Genomic DNA, 16,953 nt, shown 5'->3' on the forward strand with positions numbered 1-16,953 from the left:
ACTACTTGTGGTAAGGGTGGCCGGACAGCACTGTCCAGGCACGATACAGCTGTTCGCCGATCAGAATCCGCACCAGCGGGTGCGGCAACGTCAACGGCGACAACGACCAACGTTGATCCGCCCGGGCACAGACTTCCGGCGCCAGCCCCTCGGGGCCGCCGACCATGAAATTCACCGTGCGCGAGTCCAGCCGCCAGCGATCGAGTTCGACCGCCAGTTGCTCGGTGCTCCAGGGCTTGCCGTGGACTTCGAGGGTGACAACGCGCTCGTTCGGCCCGACCTTGGCCAGCATGGCTTCGCCTTCCTGACGGATAAAGCGCGCCACGTCAGCGTTCTTGCCGCGGGTGTTGAGCGGAATTTCCACCAGTTCCAGCGCCAGCTCGGAAGGAAGACGCTTGGCATATTCATGCCAGCCTTCTTCCACCCACTTGGGCATGCGTGAACCGACGGCGATCAGTCGCAGTCGCACAGCGTTCCCTTATTGCTGGTCTTTGTTGAGCTTGGTGAAATGCTCATGGGTGTTCTCAGGGCTGTGGTGTGCAGCGCTGGCAGAACGGCTTTGCTCGGCGCCGGCCCACAGGCGTTCCAGGTCATAGAACTGGCGCGCCGAGGCGGTCATCATGTGCACGATGACGTCGTCCATATCCAGCAGCACCCAGTCGCTGTCGCCCTTGCCTTCTTCACCCAGCGGCTTGACGCCTTGGGCTTTGACGGCTTCGCGGACCTTGTCCAGCATCGCGCCGATCTGGCGGTTGGACGTACCGGTGGCGATGATCATGTAGTCAGTGATGCTCTGCTTTTCACGAACGTCGATCACCTGGATGTCCTGGGCCTTGACGTCTTCCAGGGCTGCTACGGCAACCTTGACCAGCTCTTCGCCGGCCAGTGGCGCGCCAGTTGGTGCTTCTACTGGCAGCGGTGCGCTCTTGAATGTGCCCTTGCGCTTTACTTTGTTTACGTCTTTGTCAGTCATATAAAACTCGTTTTGCTCGTATGTTCGGGCGCTTCGATACACGCATTCACGTGCCTTGAAGCGCGCCCTTTTTCAGTTCGACGCACGGTAAAGTCCGTGCGCATCGATGTAGGCCAGGACCGCGTCGGGCACCAGGAAACGTACCGACTTACCGCTGGCCAGCAGTTGACGGATCTGGGTGGCGGATACCGCGAGCGGTGTCTGCCAGACGAATGCAATCTGTCCGCTCGGCCCTTTGAGGGCCAGCGGGTCGCTCACCGAACGTGCTGCCAGCAGGTTGCGCAAGGCATCCGGCGGTTCGCTGTCGGCATCCGGGCGTTGCAGCACCAGGATGTGGCAATGCTGGAGCAACTCTTCCCAGCGGTGCCAAGTGGGCAGGCCGCAAAATGCGTCCCAGCCCAAAAGCAGAAAAACCTGGTCTGAAGCGGCAAGTTCGGCGCGCATCAGTTCCAGGGTGTCGATGGTGTAGGACGGCTTGTCCCGCTGCAATTCGCGGGCATCCACCACCAACGGTGCCACACCGGCCACCGCGCACTTGACCATCGCCAGACGGTCCTTCGCCGATACCTGCGGCTTGTCCCGATGGGGCGGCCTGGCACTGGGTGTCAGACGCAACTCATCGAGAGCCAGCGATTCGGCGACTTCCAGCGCACCGCGCAAATGGCCGATGTGCACCGGGTCGAAGGTCCCGCCCAGTACGCCAATGCGTCGAGGCCGGGGCTCGCTGGCGGTCACTGGGGCTGACGGGTCGAGGTCGCCCAAGTCAGAGCGACTCCTGGCCGCGCAGCTGACCGTCACCGACCACGATGTACTTCTCGCAGGTCAGACCTTCGAGGCCCACCGGGCCGCGGGCGTGCAGCTTATCAGTAGAAATGCCAATCTCGGCACCCAATCCGTATTCGAAGCCATCGGCGAAGCAGGTCGGGGTGTTGATCATCACCGAGGACGAATCGACTTCAGCCACGAAACGCCGGGTGTCGGCCAGGTTTTCGCTGACGATCGAGTCGGTGTGATGGGAGCCGTACTGGTTGATGTGCTCGATGGCCTGATCCAGCCCGTCGACCACGCGAATCGAGAGGATTGGCGCCAGGTATTCGGTGGTCCAGTCTTCCTCGGTGGCCGCGACGGCCTCGATGATCGCCCGAGTGCGCTCACAACCGCGCAGTTCGACGCCTTTTTCGCGGAACTGGGCAGCCATCGCCGGCAGAAACTCTTTGGCGACGGCTTGATCGACCAACAGGGTTTCCATCGCGCCGCAGATGCCGTAACGGTAAGTCTTGGCGTTGAATGCGATGCGCTGGGCTTTCGGCAGATCGGCGTGGGCACTGACGTAGACGTGACAGATGCCGTCCAGGTGCTTGATGACGGGCACGCGGGCATCGCGGCTGACCCGTTCGATCAGGCCACGGCCGCCACGGGGTACGATGACGTCGACGTATTCGGGCATGGTGATCAGCGCGCCGACGGCGGCACGGTCGGTGGTTTCGACGACTTGCACCACCGCGGCCGGCAGATCGGCCTCGGCCAGGCCGCGCTGGATGCAGGCGGCAATGGCGCGGTTGGAGTGAATCGCTTCGGAGCCGCCACGCAGGATGGTCGCGTTGCCGGACTTCAGGCACAGGCTGGCAGCATCGATGGTCACGTTAGGCCGGGACTCGTAGATGATCCCGATCACGCCCAACGGCACGCGCATCTTGCCGACCTGAATGCCCGACGGCCGGTAACTCATGTCGCGGATCGCGCCGACCGGGTCCGGCAAGGCCGCGACCTGACGCAAACCGACGATCATGCCGTCGATGCGCGCCGGAGTCAGCGCCAGGCGTTCCAGCAGGGCCGGCTCAAGACCATTGGTGCGGCCAGCGGCCAAATCCAGTTCATTGGCTGCGGACAGCTCGGCGCGGGAGGCGTCCAGCGCATTGGCGGCCGCCTGCAAGGCGCGGTTTTTCTGCGCGGTGCTGGCACGGCCGATCACGCGGGAAGCTTCGCGGGCGGCGCGACCCAAACGGGTCATGTAGTCAAGAACGGACTCAGTCATGGTCTGCTGTGGTCTTGGTAAAGAGGAAAGCGGCAGATTATAGCTGTCGCGTCTCTGGACTAACAGCGGTGACGGGCGGATGGTCGAAATGGAGAGCAATTTGCCGACGTTCAGCCGTGATTAAGCCGCATATTGTTATCATCACGACTCAATCAGCCCTGATAAACGCTGTTCATCATGACTAATCTGACCGTTCGCACCGCCGACACACGCCCGCCCAAGGCGCTGCCGGATGCATTTTTCGACCGCGACGCCCAAACGCTGGCCCGGGACCTGCTGGGTAAAATCATCCGCCACCGGGTCGACGACCTGTGGCTCAGCGCCCGGATTATCGAGACCGAAGCCTATTACTGCGAAGAAAAGGGTAGCCACGCCTCCCTGGGCTACACAGAAAAGCGTAAGGCTTTGTTTCTGGATGGCGGCCACATTTACATGTATTACGCCCGCGGCGGCGATTCCCTGAACTTCAGTGCCCAAGGTCCGGGCAATGCGGTGCTGATCAAATCCGCCTATCCATGGGTCGATGAACTGAGCGGGCCAGCCAGCCTGGCGCAGATGCTGCTGAACAATCCCGACGCCCAGGGCCGCCCTCGCCCCTCGCAAAAGCTGTGCGCCGGACAGACGTTGCTGTGCAAGGCGCTGGGGCTGAAGGTGCCGGTCTGGGACGCCAAGCGCTTTGACCATGAAGTGCTGCTGGTGGAAGACATCGGGCCTGCGCCCGGCCACATCATCCAGACCACACGCCTGGGCATCCCCCAGGGGCGCGACGAACATTTGATGTACCGCTTCGTCGATGCGGCTTACGCCGCCTATTGCACTCGGAACCCGCTGCGACGTGGGCAAGTCGAAGGTCGCGATTATTTTTTGCTGTGAACACAGTCCCCTACACAGGTTCAATCAATACGATGGAGTTGTTTTTATGGGCCCATGGCTCGATAGCGTGACCGGTTGGCTGACGGTCAATCCGCAGTGGCTGGCCATGGCAGTGTTCGTAGTGGCGTGTGTGGAATGCCTGGCGATTGCCGGGCTGATCGTACCCGGTACGGTGTTGTTGTTTGCCGTGGCAGTACTGGCCGGCAGTGGCGCACTGTCGCTGGGTGAAACATTGCTGCTGGGTTTCCTCGGCGGCGTGCTGGGCGACATCGTTTCGTATTTCCTGGGGCGACATTTCCACCAGAACATCCGGCGCCTGCCGGGGTTGCGCCATCATCCGGAATGGATCGCCGGGGCCGAAGCGTATTTTCAGCGTTATGGCATTGCCAGCCTGTTAGTCGGACGCTTTATCGGCCCGTTGCGACCAATGCTGCCGATGGTCGCAGGAATGTTCGACATGCCCTTCCCCCGCTTCGCCGCCGTCAGCCTGTTGGCCGCCGCGGGCTGGAGCGTTGCCTATCTGATACCCGGCTGGGCCACAGGCGCGGCGATTCGCTTGCCGTTGCCGGAAGGGTTCTGGCCCGAGGCCGGGATCGTTGCCGGCAGCATCGCCGTCATGGTGGGCTTGAGTATTACCAGCAGCATGGGCCGCCATCGCAAAGCGACGGCGCTGATTACCGGCATGAGCTTTCTGATTCTGGTGGGGCTGTTTATCGGCTACCCGCATTTGACCGCCCTCGATCAAGGTGTGATGACCCTGGTGCAGGAGCACCGTAGCCAGATGCTCGATGAAGTGGCCGTCACATTTACGTTGATTGGCGAGTTCCGCAACATGCTGGTGTTCAGCGCCCTGCTGACCGGCTTGCTGCTGCTTACCCGACAATGGCGTCAGGCCATCTTCGCCGGTGGCACCCTGCTCTTTACCGCCCTCGGCAACACGTTTACCAAGCAGTTTTTTGCCCGTGTGCGCCCAGAAGTGCTTAGCGACCCACTCACCAGCTACAGCATGCCCAGCGGTCACGCCTCGGGGTCATTCGCCTTGTTCCTGACACTGGCCGTACTGGCCGGTCGCGACCAACCGCCGCGGATGCGTCTGACGTGCTTGCTGCTCGGCTGCTTGCCGGCGCTGGCGATTGCTCTGTCTCGGGTGTATCTGGGCGCGCATTGGCCAACGGATGTGCTGGCCGGCGCGATGCTGGCGGCGTGCGTGTGCGCGGCGAGCCTGTGGCTGAGCCAGCGTCAGACGCCGCTCAACGCGATGCCACCCAAGGTCTGGTGGCTGATATTGCCGGCGCTGATAGTGCTGTTTGGGTTCTTTGCGTTGCGGCATTTGCCACATGCAATGCTGCGATATGCCTACTGACTACGGCTACGAAAAAACCGGGCGCAATGCTCGGGTTTCATTGGACATGACCAGACCTGCCCCCTCCCGATACCTTGTCGCACGCACTGCTAATAACTAGATCATCGATCTAGTTATTAGTTTTTTCTTAAACAGAGCCCCCCCACAACTATCAAAAACAACAAACATCCAGAAAAACAAATATCATCGAAACAGACAAAACGCCATGCAATATTCACCACCACTCACGGAGCACTCATCAGTTAAAAACAACCCATAAAAGATAAAATTCATGCCCCTATCCGTCACGCTAACAAATAGAAATGACGCTATAAATATCACAGATATTTTATCCCCCTCCTCCGCCACACCACTGGTTGAATCCCGTCATATTACGCAAACTTCAGAAACCAACTCGCTTGAACTAAAACCCAGACAACCCGACCTTCAAGATCTTGACGCACTATTTGGTTTTCTGCACATCGGAGAGTTTTCGGTCAGTCGCATAGAACTTCATGCGATGGGCGCCATGATTAACGGTGAACTCGTTACCAGCACCAACACTTACTTTGCAATACCTGATCAGGTATTCATCGATTCACTGGAGTTTGATCCTGCCAAAGTCGAACAACGTATCAAAGCAGTGGAAGTACACCAGAGCCACATCCCCGCCACTCTGCTTTTTGAAATCGCCACACAACGCTCAACCACCGCTCCTCCCTTGTTAAAAGAGTCAGACGCCTCGACAGTGCCCGTTCAGAAAATCGGTAGCTTGTTGAAATCAACTCAACGCCTGGACATCAACAAAAACCCCTTGCCCGATCATTTGCCTGCCTGGATTGACAGGACCAAGAGTTATGGCATGAGCTCCATGGGCGTCGGTCTTCAGGCATACGGCCTCTATAGCGCGATTATCGGCACAGCTGAAGCGATCAAAAAAGGCCATTGGGACGAAGCTGCGATCAATGTCGGGGGAGGCGCAGCAGAAATCGGCTCGCTGATTATCGAACGCGGCCTGGCGAAGACCGGCGAGGCCATGATTCGCAGCGGAGCAAAAACATTTGAACATTTCGGCAGAACAACCATTGGACAAGTACTGAGTAGAGGGGCCGGCCTGATGGCCAGCGTCCTGACGCTTCCCTTCGATCTCTACACTGCGATCAAATCGTTCAACGATGCCGCCGATGCCAAGGGAAAAGAAGCGCAGGACCATTACTTCAATGCCGCGCTCAGCCTGACCAGCGCAGGTCTTTCCACCATACTGGGGTGCGCCGCGCTACTCGGATTCAAAGCCGCCGGCCCCGTGGGAATCGCCGCCGCCGCGATATTGATTGTCGGCGCCAGAATTTATGGTGCTGCACGGACGGTTGACGACATCGACGATTACATCGAGTTGAGCATGCATGAACGCTGGCGGGCAGGTTGGTTTGCCTTTACCGGTCAGAATCAGGACAAAGAGGTCCTGGACCGTTTTGCCGTCGCCAAAACCTACAGCGATTATGCCAAGGCGCTCGATAGCACCAGCACCGACTGGCTCAAAAATGAACTGAAGGACAGTGTCGAAGCGGTGGTGAACGGGCGATATGAAGTGCAATTACAACCCACCCGGCACCATAAGTTCGAATGGGATGAAGCCAGCGGTGAACCCTCCTTTGTAACGGTCAACGTACCCGTGATCAAAGAGACCGATGACGTCTACGACGCCACAGAAGGCCTTCCGACAGGCATCCCCAATGCCCTTGTCGGTGAAACGGGTCCTTCGAAAGGCGTCCTCTGGCAGCTAGGCGGCGGTAACGACAGCATCATTGGAGTTCGAAGCAAACCGAACTACTTCAGCTATTCCTCCGGCATTAAAACGCTGAAGGGAGGCGAAAAGCACGATTCATTCCTTTTCCAGTCCGCCGCTCAAAGCCTCAAGAAAGCGCCGCCAACCGGACAGGTCAATACATTACGAGGCGGAGCCGGCACAGACACGTTATCGCTTCAGGGCAAGCATGTTCCGGTACGCCATGGGCCGGATGACACTTTTTATGTCGGGTACGACGTTGATCTGAAGAGCGGAAAGCTCGGGTTACGATCACCGGATACCGCTACCGCTCCAGTCCTGCACTCAAACATCCACTCCATCGAAAAAGTCGAAACCCTGGCCGGTGCATATAACCTGGTTACAGGTTCCGACGAGGCTGATTACATCATTGCAAACGGCCACGACCGCATCAATGCCGGCGCGGGCGATGATCAGATCGTTATTCGAGGCAACGACTGCAGAGTCAATGGTGGTCGCGGTGCGGACACCTACTACCTCAACGGCATGACGCATTCAGTGTCCATTGCAGAAGATGGCCAAGATCTCAGCGTCATTCACCTTGGCGTCACGCTAGAGCGTGTTCAGGACTGGCACATCCGCGAAAACGCTTTGGTCATTTCATCCCTGCAAAACACGGAGTCTTTCCAACCGGAACGGCAACTGGTCATTAATGACGTGTATGAAACGCTGACGGACAAACGCTCGTTACGCAACCACAGGCTTTTATTTATCACCGAGGATGGTTACCAACTAAAGGCCGATCTGCCTGCCGTAATAAACGGTCTGACGGAACAGAGGGTCAAGGTCATTGTGGTAGTCATGGGAACGCCAAAAACACCGCCCATCATTGTCAACAGCCGCGTTCAACGAGTCCCCAGCACCAAGCACTCATCCTACTTTGTGGCCCGTGAGACTTACAGAACCGTCTTCTTCGTCGACACGCCTGACAGCCATACATCCAGCATTTTATACGTAGACTTTGACAGTGACGAAATCACAGAGATCAACGCTATTTACACAGTGACCTCTACTCCTCGACACAGCTTTAGCTACCTGAATTATTCAAACACGCATTTCCAGATTTCGTTCAAGAACGCAAGCTCTCTTCTGATTCACGGCAGTGTTGAAGAGGATCCAGGAAAAAAAACCGATAGGGGCGCCGGCATCATGTCCTCGGGCTGGAAGAGCGTTCACTCGTTCACCCTGGTAATGCGTAACGGTAAATCCTACTGGCTGGACTTCCCTGAAAACGCCTACCTCGATGACAACAAACATCCCGGGTACAGAGTCATCGACAGCACCGGCTCATTGCGTGAAAAACCAGGAAAATATGTATTCGCCAAACCCACCTGCGACAGACGTCTTTTGAAAGCGGTTCCGCAGCGCGTCGATATCGATTCAGTGTCACACAGCTCCGTTTATTCGCTGGAAGGACAAGCGTCATCCTATGACCTCTACCCGACCGACAATACATCCCTGCGGCTGTCGACTCCCGGTGCCGCGGCCAAAACCTCCAGCGGCTCGACCTGGAACATTTACACGCTTCGTCTTGCAGAAAACATCACCCGGGATGGGATAAACATTAAAAACAACTTCCTGAAAATTGGAAGTGTCCATATTCAACTGCCAAATACCGAAGTGTCTGACATACCACTGGAAACGATCAACGTTATTGTTTCATCCGGGAGCCACTATCGCATCGACCCTTTGTTCGAAGTTGCCGTCCTGCATACCCTCAACGCGAATCGCTACCCAAGCATTGCCGCTATTGTATCGGACATCATTAAACACAAACGAAACGACGGCCTTGTCGCCGAACTGATCAGCATCGAAAACCTTCGAACAAATGACGCCACACCAGGAAACATTTATTACGACACAGAAATTGACAACTGGACTATCGACACGGACTGGTCGCGCAGTTTGAGAGTCGAAAACCTGGAAATCGTAGACTAACCTGATCCGCCTTAAACCTTTATTCCACGTTTATTCAGCCCCCAATTATTAAACGTCAAGGAGCGCCAACATGCGTCCAAAACCGCCACATCGATTAAAACCGGACGGAGTCAACTTATCACCTGACGCTCTGCAACCACCCAGATTGCCTACCGGAAACGAAACGCCAACGAGACAACACTCAGCCATAGTCAACCCACACGATTCTCATCTTCAAGGCCGGCAGCCATTCCCGCCAGATGAAATAAATATCGGCGTATCAAATAGTGTCGAAGACGTATCGGCGCCCGAATCGGGGGTAGACATATCAGATACTCCAGGGGTGCAACCCAGCGCACTGGCAACCAAGGACAGCCTGGCGACGTACTTGCTGCGACACGCCCTGCTAAGCGGTATGCAACCACCCGATGGCCAAGGGTTCCGATGGATGAAAGGGCGCAAGTTTGTAGATATCGAAAATGAGGGAACCGCGTATGTGGAGTTCGACATCGTCACCGGAACCTACCGCGCAACTGATCTCTACAAGAAGCTCCCTCCCGGCCCCGCGCTGTACAAAAATGAGGGAGCTCTGACCTGGCGTCAAAAAGAAGCGATCAGCGAAGGCAATCCTGATCAATCTGCCATACATCAACCTCCAATTATCGAGGCGCAACCCGGGCACAGCAGGAAGCGCTCGGACTCTCTGGAGAAAGAGTCACTCGCCTCCCAACCCAGTACCAAGAGAACAGAGTATGGCTTGACCGCTCAGTCGAGCACACCCGATACCGTCGACTCTATCGATGCGGGAGGGCTGTTAATCGATGGGCCTTTGAAATGGCTATACCCGAACAAGACAAGAAGCGAACGCTTTGAGTTACTCGAATCGTACAACTTAAGCAGCGGCCAACTTACACGTTTACTTCGAGACATGAACGAAACTCGCACTTTCCCTGCGTGGGCGGAAACTCATAAGCATTTATCTTCACAAGTGGACAATCCTCAAAGGTTCGACCTCATTGCCGCACAGGTTGCGCTTGTTATCCCCCAACTGAGACGTCGACCGCAACGCGATTATTCCCCACCTGATTTATATTGTTCCAGTGAGTTTCTCGACCATTTTTCCGCGTCGATCGGTTATCAGCGCAACAAACATGGTCTTTTATACCGCACCGATATTCCCGCCTTGTTCAGGGGGGATGATCGAACGCCGTTCGAACTGGCAAGGGATCGGCGAATGATCGCGCGCGAAGGGCTTCCCCAAACGGTCACACAACGAGCGCAAAGCGCTACTTTTCTCCTGTCGGATGCGAAGGAATATGCAAGCAACCTGGGTGGGCACGCGAAAAACGACAAGTTGCGATATAACGCCCAGGCCAATCTGTTTCCTGGATTGCGAAAGCATCCAAAAGGCAGGAATGATGATGATTCTGATGAGGACTACCGTAATGAGTCATCGAATTCGGATTCCGACAGCTCATTTACCCTTGATAAGTCGCGAGACTATGAACCCATCAGATACAGGCAACATGTTGGTTTTATCTACATGATCGACACCCGAGGTATTGAGGTAGTGCCGGGACGAGAAAACCTCTATCTCAATAGTGATGGCTCGGCAAGCTTCCAGCCCGACGCGCTGGAAGGCGTTATCTCAATATCGAAAAGGGGCTTGAGTTCCGACCGGGTATGGCTGGTCAATTCCGATCTGACACGTGCCGCTCCCGTCAATGATGTTTACGAGCAGGCAGGTAACAACGCTGACGCTTTAGAACATGAAACCTGGACCGGAGCCTATAACCGGGATCGTTATGATCAGTTGGTTGCTCAAGTCGTCGACAAAGGCTGGGGGATCAAACTCCCGGAAAACCAGGCGATCTCTTCCGACGATATTATTTGGCCCACCGTGGCGCCCATGTCGTAAGTCATTTGTTACATAAGCCCTATAACATTTCTTTGCTTAAACGGATTTGAGCACCTCTACCATGCCTGTAAAACCTCCTACAAAGCTTCCCGCAGTTGACATCTCTACAATCAACGTCAATCCGCCGCGCTTACGGCCAGACACCCTACTTCCGCCATCTGCAATGCCTGGCAGCTCCGTTTTTCATCATGGGCAAACGCCACACCCGGCGAGGCCTGAACACGGGAGCGGCGCTACTGTCGCAATATCACTCGACAGAGGGGTTCCCGTGCCTACGAAACTGGACATTACGGAAATCCTCGTCAGACAACCTTTACAACCCTTGGCAAACTCGGGTCTGGCCCCCTATTTATTGCGCCCCGCCATGCTGCGGACCATGCCACTGCCTGACGAACACGGGTTTCGGACAATCGTCTCACGCAAATTTGTAGACGTTAAAAACGAAGGAACCGTCTATGTGGAATTCGATGACGCTGCCGGGGCTTATCGAGCGACAGACCTTTACAAAAAGCAGCCGCAAGGACCTGCGCTTTACAAAAACGATGGGGAAGCCACCTGGAGTCAGCGGCTTCAGGCGAGAGAAACAGTCAGTCTGAAACGTTCCCTGGCCAATGAGTCAGTGCTTGAAACCACCCTCCCCGATAAGCATCCAAGAGTCCAGTCTCCAAGTGAGCAACGGAGCGTTACAGACACTCCTGCAAGCCCCCGCCCGAGCATTACGCAACAAGGTCAGAATCCACGGACTCAATTGATCGATGGTCCACTGAAGTCGCTCTATCCAGACAAAACGGCCAACGAGCTCGAAACACTTCTAAGGTCTTACAATCTATCCCCGGGACAGCAAACGCGTCTGCACAAGGACATGTTGGAAAATCTCAAGATTCCCGAATGGGCTGAACAGCATAAGCAGATAAGCAGCGAGACTGGCAATCCTCATCGACACGACCTGCTGTACAGCGAGATAGAGCCAAACTTACGTCACCTGAGGAACGGAACAGCAACTACCGGCCTGTATGAGCTTCATCTCAGTTTGACCAACGAGTTTCTCGATAGCTTTCTGGTAAAAGCTGGCTACTCGCGAAACAGAAACAACTGCCTGTACCGGACCGATATCCCCGCTGTATTCAGGGGGGATGAGCGCACACCGTTTGAACTGGCGAATGATGGCTGGATGCTGCCCCGCTACAACCACAAACCCTATGCAACCACCCAAAAAGCCATGAGCGTCACAGTGAGTTTGAAGGCCGCAAAAATGTATGGTGCGGACGAGCCGGACCCAGAGTATCTGCTTTACAACAGTCAAACCAATAAATACCCGGGCAAGCAACCCGATGACGACTCCGATGTTTCCGATGTTTCCGCCACCTCGCAAATCGCCAGCAGCGGCTCAGAATCGGACAGTTCGCTGCAACTCGACCTGGAGCGCAACTACGAAACGACCAGGCACAAACAACAAATTCAGTTCGTTTATGCAATCGACAGCCGAAACATGGAAATCGTACTGGGCGAAGAAAACCATGCGTTCAACCGCGCAGCAAACGGCCCGAACTGGTTCCCCGAGGATGATCTGGAAGCACTACTTTCAGTCTCGAGACGAGGCATCAGCGCCGATCGGATCTGGGTATTTGATTCCGGCTACCAAAAAGCGGTACGAGTCAAAGATCTGCAGGATCACGCCGATGCCGCCGATGACAGCTACGCCAGAAGAGTGGAAGAACGAACACACTCTGGCGCCAACAACACAGATGAATATGACCGTCTGATCACTGAAGTTGCAGCGGCTGGCAAACCGGTTCTTTTGCTCAGTGGCAACAAGGAGTGGTTTGCCAACGATATCGTCTGGCCTTCACTGTCGGAAAATCAGAGTTAACGCGGCGTTCGACTTACCCACGCAATCAATCACCTGAAATCAGGCAAATAACTCACCCTGCAACTCATCGAGCAACGCCTGAATCGCATCCAGCCGTTGCTGCGGATCATCGAGTTGCAGCAAGTCGATCTTGTCCACCTCGGAAAAAGGCAACAGGTACGCCAACTGATTGGCCAGCGACTGTTGCCCCGTCGCTTCGGTGCCCATGCTCAGTGCTTCGACCATCGGGTGTTCCGCCAAGGCCTTGAGCAGCGCCACCAGATCGGCGTCTTCATCCTGTAACGGTTGTTCAGGCTCATCTTTGAGCCACTCGACTTCGGCGACGATCAACTGGTCGCGCTGCACCTCGGTGCGCACCACGTGGAAACGCCGCCCGCCCTTTACCCGAATGCCCAACAGGCCGTTGTCCTGCTGATGGAAATCGGTGATCAGCGCCTCGCACCCCACCCGCGCGTAGCCTTCAGGAGCGATGCCGACTTCTTCGCCCTCAAGAATGCACACCACGCCGAAGCCGCTGCCCTGTTTCATGCAACGGCCGATCATGTCCAGGTAGCGCGCTTCGAAAATCTGCAAGTCGAGGATGCAGTCCGGAAACAGCACCGTGTTCAGCGGAAAAAGCGGCAGACTCATAGACATTTCCTTACACCACCATCGACACTGCCAACGGCAGGAATACCGCCGTGGCCACGCCCATCAGACTCATCGCCAGCGCCGCGAAGGCGCCGCACTCTTCACTTTCCTGCAAGGCCACGGAGGTGCCGACCGCATGGGCGGTCATGCCCAGTGCCATACCGCGGGCCTCCGGGCTGTGGACACCGAGACGGGTCAAAAGACTCGGCCCGAAGATCGCTCCGATCACCCCGGTAATCAACACGAACACCGCCGCCAGCGCCGCGACGCCACCAATCTGCTCCGCCACCAACATGGCAATCGGCGAGGTAACCGACTTGGGGGCCATGGTCATCAGGATCATGTGTTCGGCGCCGAACCACCAACCCAGCAGCACACCCATGCCCGTGGCGACTACGCCACCTATCACCAGCGTAGTAAATATCGGCCAGAACAACTGTCGAATCCGCCGCAGGTTGAGGTACAGCGGCACCGCCAGCGCAACGGTGGCTGGCCCGAGCAAGATACTGAGGATCTCGGTGCTCTTGCGGTACTCAACGTAACTCAGGCCGCAACTGACCAGCACGCCGATGACCAGCAGCATGGAGACCAGCACCGGTTGCAGAAAAATCCAGCGGGTTTTCTCGAACGCCGCCAGCACCAATTGATACGCGCCCAGCGTAATGCCGATGCCGAATAGCGGATGATGAATCACCGACGCCCAGGCGCCGTGCCAATCGAACATCATTGGCTGTCCTCGGAATGGGTGTGACGCTTGACCAGGCGCTGCATCAGCACCCCGGCGAAGGCCATCGACAGCACCAGCGACAACACTAGCGCACCGGTGATCGCCCAGAAATCCGCGGCAATGTCAGTGGCGTAGACCATCACGCCCACGGCCGGCGGCACCAGCAGCAACGGCAAATAACGCAGCAGGCTGCTGGCCGCAAGGTTCAGCGGTTCGCCGACTTGACCGCGGCTGATCAGATACACCAGCAGCAACAGCAGGCCAATGATCGGCCCCGGCAGCACCGGCAAAAACAGATGATTGAGGGCTGTGCCGAGCAATTGAAACAGCACCAGCCAAGTCAGGCCACGTAACAACATCCATCCTCTCCCGCGCTCTCCCCCACCAAGAAGGGGCCCGACATTATAAGCACGCTATGAGTCGGCATTCGCCAAAAGCATGGTCAGTTGACCGGAGCAATTTGTCATGTTGATCTAAAGTGGTTCGCAGGGAGGTCAAGCCCCCCACTCGAAAAACTATAAATCCGATGAACCCAAGGAGAGTCTCAATGCCCTATGTTCCAGTTGCAGAGCTCAAAGATTATGTCGGCAAGGAACTCGGATGTTCCCAATGGCTCACCATCGACCAGGAACGCATCAACCTGTTCGCAGAAGCCACAGGCGATTATCAGTTCATCCATGTCGACCCGGTCAAAGCCGCGCAAACGCCTTTTGGCAGCACCATCGCCCATGGTTTCCTGTCGTTGTCGCTGATCCCCAAACTGATGGAAGACATCCTCATCCTGCCCGAAGGCGCGAAGATGGTGGTCAACTATGGCCTGGACAGCGTGCGTTTCATCCAGCCTGTGAAGGTTAATTCCAGGGTTCGACTCAAGGTCGACATGAACGACGTCACCGAGAAGAAACCCGGCCAATGGCTGCTCAAGGCCACCGCTACGCTTGAAATCGAAGGATCGGACAAACCGGCCTATATCGCCGAGCCACTGTCCCTCTGCTTCGTCTGACACATGCCTGATTGCGAAGCAGCTCATGCTGTTTCGCGCTGTGTCTGTGCCGTGTCTCTATAAATGCGACACATAGCTGCGGCATACTCCGTCGCCTAATTGCCCGGATCCCGCTATGCGCTCACTTGCACTCCTTGCCCTGACTCTGATGCTCACCGCTTGCGGCGATGGCGAATCGCTGTTGCCCCCCGACGCCCGCCTGCCGGACGGCGGACGCTATCGTGGTGATCTGGTCAACGGCTTGCTGCAAGGCGAGGGTCGCATCGATTACCCGAACGGCAGCTGGTACGCCGGTCACTTCGACAAAGGCCAATGGCATGGCCAAGGCGAATGGCACGGCAGCAACGGCGAGGTCTATCGCGGGCAGTTCCAGCAGGGGCTGTTCGACGGCCAGGGCACGCTGACCACCACCGGCAGCAGCTACACCGGCGGTTTCAAGGCCGGTCGACGGGACGGTGAAGGCACCCTCAAAGAAAACGCCATGACCTATCGTGGCGAATTCAAGGCCGACCAATATTCAGGGCTCGGTCGTCTGGAACTCGAAGACGGCAGCCAGTATCAGGGTCAGTTCGCCCACGGCAAACCCAACGGCGAAGGCCAGCGCAGCGATGCCAGCGGCAATCAGTTCACCGGGCACTTCGTCGATGGCCAACTGGAAGGCAATGGTACTTTCAACAGCGCCGATGGCGATATCTACGTCGGTGGGTTCAAGAACAATCAATTGCATGGCAAGGGCCGCTACGAAAACGCCGATGGCGATGTCTGGATCGGTCAGTTCAAGGAAGGCGTGCTGAACGGCAAGGGCGAGTTGATCGGCGCCGATGGCAGTCATTACATCGGTCAGTTCAGCGACTGGCGTTTTACCGGTCAGGGCCGCTTGAACCTGGCCGATGGCAGTTTCTATATCGGCCAGTTCGACGGCGACAATTATCAGGGCAAAGGCACGTTGGTACTGACCGATGGCACAGTGCTGAGCGGCACCTGGATCAACAGCCAGCGCGTGCGCGACGCCGACGGCAAGCTGCTGCCCGACACCCTGGAACTCGGCTTGCTGGCCCAGGGCCGCTTGCTCGACGAAGCACTGGCCAACGTGCCGGCCTCAACTCCGGCGGTTGAACTGTACACCTTGACCCTGGGCGGTGACGGCAAGCAGAGCGTGTTCCTGCGCGAATCCGACTACGTCGCCAACATGCTCGCCAGCCGTTTCGGCGCTTTCGGCCAGATTCGCCTGGTCAACCATCGCGACCACCTCGGCGACCGGCCGATGGCCACCCGGGAAAACCTGCGCCGCGCCGCCCAGACCCTGGCCGAGCGCAGTGGCCCGGAGGACTTGCTGTTCATTTACCTGACCAGCCATGGCTCCAGTGAACACGAGCTGGTACTCGACCAGCCACGCATGGAACTGGCCGACCTGCCGGCCGACGAACTCGCCGCCGTCCTCGCGCCCCTGAAGAAGCGCGACAAGATTATCGTGATTTCGTCCTGTTATTCCGGCGGCTTCATCCCTGCCCTCAAGGATGAACACACCCTGATCATGACCGCCTCGCGCGCCGACCGGGTGTCCTTCGGGTGTTCGGAAGAAGCCAACTTCACCTATTTCGGCGACGCACTGTTCGCCCAGGCGCTGAACCAGACCGACGATCTGGAGCAAGCCTTCAAACGGGCCAGCGCCACCGTGGCCGAGCGTGAGTTGGCCGACAGCTTCGAAGCCTCCGAACCACAGATCTGGGCACCGAAAGCCGTGCTCGCCCACTGGCAATTGTTACGCAAGCAACAGGCACGAAAGGCACTGCAAAGTGTCTCTATCAGCAAGGATGAAAAGAGCAACTAAGCTGAACAG

Annotated in this window: 14 protein-coding genes; 7 read left to right on the plus strand and 7 right to left on the minus strand. The window is 56.9% G+C overall.

Annotated features, from left to right (window positions below; genetic code table 11):
- Position 1: 1 nt before the first annotated feature.
- The 4 genes from rlmH to AC1RL4_RS16830 all read right to left on the minus strand — a co-directional run bounded on the left by rlmH (position 2) and on the right by AC1RL4_RS16830 (position 3,008).
- Positions 2-469, minus strand: coding sequence for a 23S rRNA (pseudouridine(1915)-N(3))-methyltransferase RlmH (gene rlmH, locus AC1RL4_RS16815; protein ID WP_007937439.1), 468 nt, complete (start codon positions 467-469; stop codon positions 2-4).
- A 9-nt stretch (positions 470-478) separates the two neighbouring features.
- Positions 479-973: a ribosome silencing factor gene (gene rsfS / locus AC1RL4_RS16820; protein WP_019581345.1), complete on the minus strand. Its 495-nt coding sequence runs from the start codon at positions 971-973 to the stop codon at positions 479-481.
- A gap of 72 nt (positions 974-1,045) precedes the next feature.
- The gene (gene nadD / locus AC1RL4_RS16825; protein ID WP_018925751.1) at positions 1,046-1,735 is read right to left on the minus strand and encodes a nicotinate-nucleotide adenylyltransferase; all 690 of its coding nucleotides are present in this window, start codon (positions 1,733-1,735) and stop codon (positions 1,046-1,048) included.
- A gap of 1 nt (position 1,736) precedes the next feature.
- The gene (locus AC1RL4_RS16830; RefSeq protein ID WP_096479496.1) at positions 1,737-3,008 is read right to left on the minus strand and encodes a glutamate-5-semialdehyde dehydrogenase; all 1,272 of its coding nucleotides are present in this window, start codon (positions 3,006-3,008) and stop codon (positions 1,737-1,739) included.
- Between the two features lie 177 nt (positions 3,009-3,185).
- Here AC1RL4_RS16830 and AC1RL4_RS16835 point away from each other — a divergent pair, with 177 nt between their 5' ends.
- The 5 genes from AC1RL4_RS16835 (at position 3,186) to AC1RL4_RS16855 (ending at position 12,753) form a co-directional block, all read left to right on the plus strand.
- Complete coding sequence (locus AC1RL4_RS16835; RefSeq protein WP_230173099.1) at positions 3,186-3,881, plus strand: DNA-3-methyladenine glycosylase; 696 nt, start codon at positions 3,186-3,188, stop codon at positions 3,879-3,881.
- A 46-nt stretch (positions 3,882-3,927) separates the two neighbouring features.
- Entirely contained in the window at positions 3,928-5,244 is a 1,317-nt protein-coding gene (locus tag AC1RL4_RS16840; RefSeq protein ID WP_230173097.1) for a bifunctional DedA family/phosphatase PAP2 family protein, read from the plus strand.
- A 271-nt stretch (positions 5,245-5,515) separates the two neighbouring features.
- Complete coding sequence (locus AC1RL4_RS16845) at positions 5,516-8,986, plus strand: calcium-binding protein (RefSeq protein ID WP_230173095.1); 3,471 nt, start codon at positions 5,516-5,518, stop codon at positions 8,984-8,986.
- A gap of 70 nt (positions 8,987-9,056) precedes the next feature.
- A complete protein-coding gene (locus AC1RL4_RS16850; RefSeq protein ID WP_230173093.1) occupies positions 9,057-10,883 on the plus strand; it encodes a hypothetical protein in 1,827 nt (608 codons plus the stop codon).
- 268 nt (positions 10,884-11,151) lie between these two features.
- On the plus strand, positions 11,152-12,753 hold the full coding sequence (locus AC1RL4_RS16855) for a hypothetical protein (protein ID WP_230173091.1): 1,602 nt from the start codon (positions 11,152-11,154) through the stop codon (positions 12,751-12,753).
- Positions 12,754-12,792: 39 nt separating this feature from the next.
- On the opposite strand, the gene AC1RL4_RS16860 is transcribed toward AC1RL4_RS16855, so the two are convergent.
- Genes AC1RL4_RS16860 through AC1RL4_RS16870 form a run of 3 tightly spaced genes read right to left on the minus strand, consistent with a single transcriptional unit; the run spans position 12,793 to position 14,469 of the window.
- Positions 12,793-13,383 (minus strand): LON peptidase substrate-binding domain-containing protein, encoded by a 591-nt coding sequence (locus tag AC1RL4_RS16860; RefSeq protein WP_018925747.1) that lies wholly within the window; start codon positions 13,381-13,383, stop codon positions 12,793-12,795.
- 10 nt (positions 13,384-13,393) lie between these two features.
- Positions 13,394-14,110 carry an LrgB family protein gene (locus AC1RL4_RS16865; RefSeq protein ID WP_007937459.1) on the minus strand — a complete coding sequence of 239 codons (717 nt, stop codon included), beginning with the start codon at positions 14,108-14,110 and terminating at the stop codon, positions 13,394-13,396.
- Entirely contained in the window at positions 14,107-14,469 is a 363-nt protein-coding gene (locus AC1RL4_RS16870; RefSeq protein ID WP_019581353.1) for a CidA/LrgA family protein, read from the minus strand. The genes AC1RL4_RS16865 and AC1RL4_RS16870 overlap by 4 nt, the downstream gene beginning before the upstream one ends.
- A 188-nt stretch (positions 14,470-14,657) precedes the next feature.
- On the opposite strand from AC1RL4_RS16870, the gene AC1RL4_RS16875 reads away from it, so the two are divergent.
- Both AC1RL4_RS16875 and AC1RL4_RS16880 read left to right on the plus strand, forming a co-directional pair.
- Positions 14,658-15,113 carry a MaoC family dehydratase gene (locus AC1RL4_RS16875; RefSeq protein ID WP_018925744.1) on the plus strand — a complete coding sequence of 152 codons (456 nt, stop codon included), beginning with the start codon at positions 14,658-14,660 and terminating at the stop codon, positions 15,111-15,113.
- 115 nt (positions 15,114-15,228) lie between these two features.
- The gene (locus AC1RL4_RS16880) at positions 15,229-16,944 is read left to right on the plus strand and encodes a C13 family peptidase (RefSeq protein ID WP_018925743.1); all 1,716 of its coding nucleotides are present in this window, start codon (positions 15,229-15,231) and stop codon (positions 16,942-16,944) included.
- Positions 16,945-16,953 lie beyond the last annotated feature (9 nt).

It is taken from the genome of Pseudomonas sp. GW822-FHT07A10 (assembly GCF_058798795.1).

Bases quoted from the DNA above. Each gene is read 5' to 3' on its own strand.
- rsfS (WP_019581345.1), bottom strand. From the start codon at position 973: ATGACTGACAAAGACGTAAACAAAGTAAAGCGCAAGGGCACATTCAAG.
- AC1RL4_RS16830 (WP_096479496.1), bottom strand. From the start codon at position 3,008: ATGACTGAGTCCGTTCTTGACTACATGACCCGTTTGGGTCGCGCCGCC.
- AC1RL4_RS16835 (WP_230173099.1), top strand. From the start codon at position 3,186: ATGACTAATCTGACCGTTCGCACCGCCGACACACGCCCGCCCAAGGCG.
- AC1RL4_RS16840 (WP_230173097.1), top strand. From the start codon at position 3,928: ATGGGCCCATGGCTCGATAGCGTGACCGGTTGGCTGACGGTCAATCCG.
- AC1RL4_RS16845 (WP_230173095.1), top strand. From the start codon at position 5,516: ATGCCCCTATCCGTCACGCTAACAAATAGAAATGACGCTATAAATATC.
- AC1RL4_RS16850 (WP_230173093.1), top strand. From the start codon at position 9,057: ATGCGTCCAAAACCGCCACATCGATTAAAACCGGACGGAGTCAACTTA.
- AC1RL4_RS16860 (WP_018925747.1), bottom strand. From the start codon at position 13,383: ATGAGTCTGCCGCTTTTTCCGCTGAACACGGTGCTGTTTCCGGACTGC.
- AC1RL4_RS16865 (WP_007937459.1), bottom strand. From the start codon at position 14,110: ATGATGTTCGATTGGCACGGCGCCTGGGCGTCGGTGATTCATCATCCG.
- AC1RL4_RS16870 (WP_019581353.1), bottom strand. From the start codon at position 14,469: ATGTTGTTACGTGGCCTGACTTGGCTGGTGCTGTTTCAATTGCTCGGC.
- AC1RL4_RS16875 (WP_018925744.1), top strand. From the start codon at position 14,658: ATGCCCTATGTTCCAGTTGCAGAGCTCAAAGATTATGTCGGCAAGGAA.
- AC1RL4_RS16880 (WP_018925743.1), top strand. From the start codon at position 15,229: ATGCGCTCACTTGCACTCCTTGCCCTGACTCTGATGCTCACCGCTTGC.